This is a genomic window from Planktothrix sp. FACHB-1355 (assembly GCF_014748295.1).
GTDB classification, from domain to species: Bacteria; Cyanobacteriota; Cyanobacteriia; order Cyanobacteriales; family Aerosakkonemataceae; genus Aerosakkonema; species Aerosakkonema funiforme_A.
This window is the reverse complement of the sequence record NZ_JACJUP010000588.1, coordinates 1-4,239: the sequence shown is the minus strand read 5'-3', so window position 1 is coordinate 4,239 and position 4,239 is coordinate 1. Positions and strand designations below refer to the sequence as shown.

Below are 4,239 nucleotides of genomic sequence, written 5' to 3'. Positions count from 1 at the left end.
CCATAAAGATATCAAACCCAGCAACATTTTGATTAATCCCCACACCAAAGAAGTTAAATTAATCGACTTCAGTATTGCCTCATTATTACCGAGAGAAACCCAAACCCTAGTCAACCCCAATGTACTCGAAGGCACATTAGCTTATATTTCTCCCGAACAAACTGGTCGAATGAATCGGGGCATTGATTACCGAACAGATTTTTATTCATTAGGTGTAACTTTTTACGAAATACTAACTGGAGAGTTACCGTTTCAAGCAAACGAACCGATGGAGTTAGTCCATTGTCACATTGCTAAACCGCCCAAATTAGTGAATGAAATCAATCCAGAAATTCCAGCAGTTTTATCAGAAATCGTCTCTAAATTAATGGCAAAAAATGCTGAAGACCGCTATCAAAGCGCATTAGGACTGAAATGGGATCTAGAACAATGCTGGCAGCAATTACAAACAAAAGGAAAAATTGAAACTTTTCCAATTGCACAACAGGATCTGTGCGATCGTTTCATCATCCCCGATAAACTTTATGGCAGAGATGCGGAAGTACAAACCCTACTAGAAGCATTTGAAAGAGTCAGTCATGGCGCAACCGAAATGATGCTAGTAGCTGGGTTTTCGGGAATTGGGAAAACTGTCGTTGTTAACGAGGTGCATAAACCAATCGTTAGACAACGGGGCTACTTTATTAAAGGTAAATACGACCAATTTCAACGGAATATTCCCTTCAGTGCCTTTGTGCAAGCCTTTCGGGATTTAATGGGACAATTGTTGAGCGAAAGCGATGTCCAAATAGCACAATGGAAGCATAAAATATTAGAGGCGGTTGGTGAAAACGGGCAAGTAATTATTGAAGTAATTCCCGAATTAGAAAACATTATTGGCCAACAACCGCCAGCCGTAGAATTATCAGGAACGGCGGCGCAAAATCGCTTTAACTTATTATTTCAAAAATTCACCCAAGTTTTTACAACTAAAGAACATCCCTTGGTGATATTTTTAGATGATTTGCAATGGGCAGATTTAGCTTCTCTGAATTTAATGCAGCTATTAATGGCTGATACGGGTTATCTTTTCATCATTGGTGCATACCGCGATAACGAAGTCTACCCAGGTCATCCATTAATGTTGACTTTGAGTGACATTGCTAAATCGCGATCGACAATTAATACGATTACTTTAGCACCGTTAAATCAAGTCCAAGTAAATAAATTAATTGCTGACACGCTCAAAACTTCAGAAGATTTAGCTGGTAATCTTTCTAGATTAATATATCAAAAAACTCAAGGCAATCCCTTTTTTACCACCCAGTTTCTCAAAGCGTTATATCAAGATGAACTGATTCAATTTGATTTTGAGTTAGGCTGCTGGCAATGCGATATCGCGCAAGTAAGAACTCAAGCAGTGACAGATGATGTTGTAGCTTTTATGAGTTCTCAATTACGCAAACTCCAGCCATCAACTCAACAGATGTTGCAGCTAGCAGCTTGCATTGGCAACTCTTTTGATTTGGCAACTTTGGCAATTGTTTCAGAACAATCTCAAATCGAAACAGCAGCCTGTTTATGGAAAGCATTACAAGAAGGATTTATCGTACCGATCGGCGATTTTTATAAGTTTTATGTCTGCCAAGAAACCACAAAAACTACATCAGAAAATCAGGAAACTGTTACTTATAAATTCTTACACGATCGAGTACAGCAAGCCGCTTATGCTCTGATTCCCGATCGCCAAAAACAGGCAACTCATTACCAAATTGGTCAACTACTCCTGCAACAAGTTTCTCCAGATGCCAGAGAAGAGCGGATTTTTGAAATAGTCAATCAATTAAATTATGGAACTTCTTTAATTAGCGAACAAACACAACGAAATGAACTAGCACGACTTAACCTCACCGCCTGTCGCAAAGCCAGAACTGCCACCGCCTATCAAGCAGCGCGTGAATATGCCGCAGTGGGACTATCTTTGTTAGGAGAAAATGCTTGGCAACAGCAGTATGAAATGAGCCTCGCTTTTCATGAATTAGCGGCGGAAGTCGCCATGCTATGCGGTGACTTTGAGGCGATGGAAAAGTCGATCGATCTTGTCACCGAACAAGCACATTCTTTACTAGAACAAGTCAATGTTTACCGCATTAGGATTCAAGGTAAAACTTCCCAGCGCCAACTCAATGAAGTGCTGGCGATCGGCATCAATATCTTGCAACAGTTGGGCGCAAACATTACCGAATCACCCACACCCGCAGATATTCAACAGTCAATCCAAGAAATTAGCGAATTGATTGGTGACAGAGAAATTGCAGATTTTGTCAACCTCCCTGTGATGACAGATGCAAATAAAATCGCCATTACCCAGATTGCCAGCAGCATCATGGCAGCAGCTTACACCAGTGGATCTCTTATGTATCCATTACTAGCTACCTTGTTAGTCAAATTATTCCTGCGGCACGGCAATATATCTGTTTCTGCTACTAACTATACTTGTTACAGTTTAGTTCTATGTAATATGCAGAATATAGATTTAGCTGCACAGTTTGGAAATTTGGCATTGAATGTGGCGGCAAAGTTCGATGATAAAGCAACTAAACTGGAAGTATTTTTCCTGCTGGGAAGTTATATCCTCCACCGCAAATCTCACCTCAAAGAAATGTTACCCCTCTTGAGTGAGAGTTATACCCTGGGGCTAGAAGTTGGAAACCCGGAATACGCTGGATATGCGGTTCACAATTTCTGTTGGATTTCTTTTTGGTGCGGTCAACCCCTTGCTAACTTGGCGGAAGATACACGCACTTACTACCATGCTTTAGTGCAACTGAAGCAGTTGGGAACAGCTAATTACTGTTTGATTTATTGGCAAGTGACTTCAAATTTACTAGGTTTGGCAGAGCATCCCACCATTTTGTCTGGATCGGCTTTCCAAGAACCAGAATTTCTCCCCCGGTTGCAGTCTGTCAACGATCTAAATGGATTATATATTTTCCACTCGCATAAGTTGATGCTTTGCTTTTTGTTTGGGGAAGTTGAGCCAGCTAATAACCATGCCTTTGAGTGCAGAAACTATTTCATATCGGGTGCGGGAACAGTTGGCGAACCTGCGTTTTATTTCTATGATTCTTTGGTGGCTCTAGCACTATTGAGTCAACCGTCATCGGAAGTATCAACTCTATTAGAACGGGTGGCAGAAAACCAAACTAAGTTACAGTATTGGGCGGATTATGCGCCCATGAATCACCAGCATAAAGTCGATCTCGTAGAAGCCGAAAAATGTCGAGTTTTAGGACAGAAATCTACCGCCATCGAGCTATACGACAAGGCAATTTTGGGAGCCAAAGAAAATGAATACATTCAAGAAGAAGCTTTAGCAAATGAACTAGCCGCTAAATTTTATCTCAATTGGGATAAAGAAAAAATAGCTCAAATATATATGCAAGAAGCATACTACTGCTACGCCCGTTGGGGTGCAAAAGCCAAAGTTGCCGACTTAGAAAAACGCTATCCCCAATTACTCGCTCCCATATTACAGCAAACTCGTTCGACTATCTCAACTCACGAAACTATATTTGCTTTGAGGAATGTCACCTACACCAGAAGCACTACATCCAGTAGTAGTGCTTCTGTAGCTTTAGATTTAGCTACCATTCTCAAAGCTTCCCAAACTATCTCCAGCGAAATCGAACTGGAAAAATTGCTGTCATCGTTGCTTAGAATCGTCATCGAAAATGCTGGGGCTGATAAATGCGTGTTAATGCTGCGGCGAGACGATTCGCTACGCGACAGCAAAGGTGAACGCCTGCTGATTAAAGGCTCAATTACCCAGGGAACAAACCCAGTAGTATTGCAGAGGATTCCGATTGAGGATAGTCAGGATATTCCCCTAAAGCTAATTTACAAAGTTAAGCGTAGCAAGCAAACTGTTGTGCTGCTGGATGCTACAGTAGAGCCAATCTTAGCCAACGATCCCTATATTATTCACCAGCAACCTAAGAGTATTTTGTGCAGCCCGATTTTACACCAAGGGAAGTTGATGGGCATTTTATATCTAGAAAATAATTTAGCAACGGGAGCGTTTACTAGCGATCGGGTAGAAATCCTGAATCTACTTTGCGCTCAAGCCGCCATTTCTCTAGAAAATGCCCGCCTTTATCAACGTTCTCAGGAATATGCCCAACAGCTAGAGCGATCGCTAAATGAATTGAAAATTGCCCAAACCCGCTTCCATCATCTAGTAGATAACGTTCCTGGGGT

General features: G+C 41.3%; 1 protein-coding gene. It reads left to right on the top strand.

Annotated elements, in window-relative coordinates; translation table 11 throughout:
* The coding region (locus H6S82_RS21185; RefSeq protein ID WP_191056659.1) for an AAA family ATPase at nt 1–4,239 on the top strand (4,239 nt) is incomplete at both ends.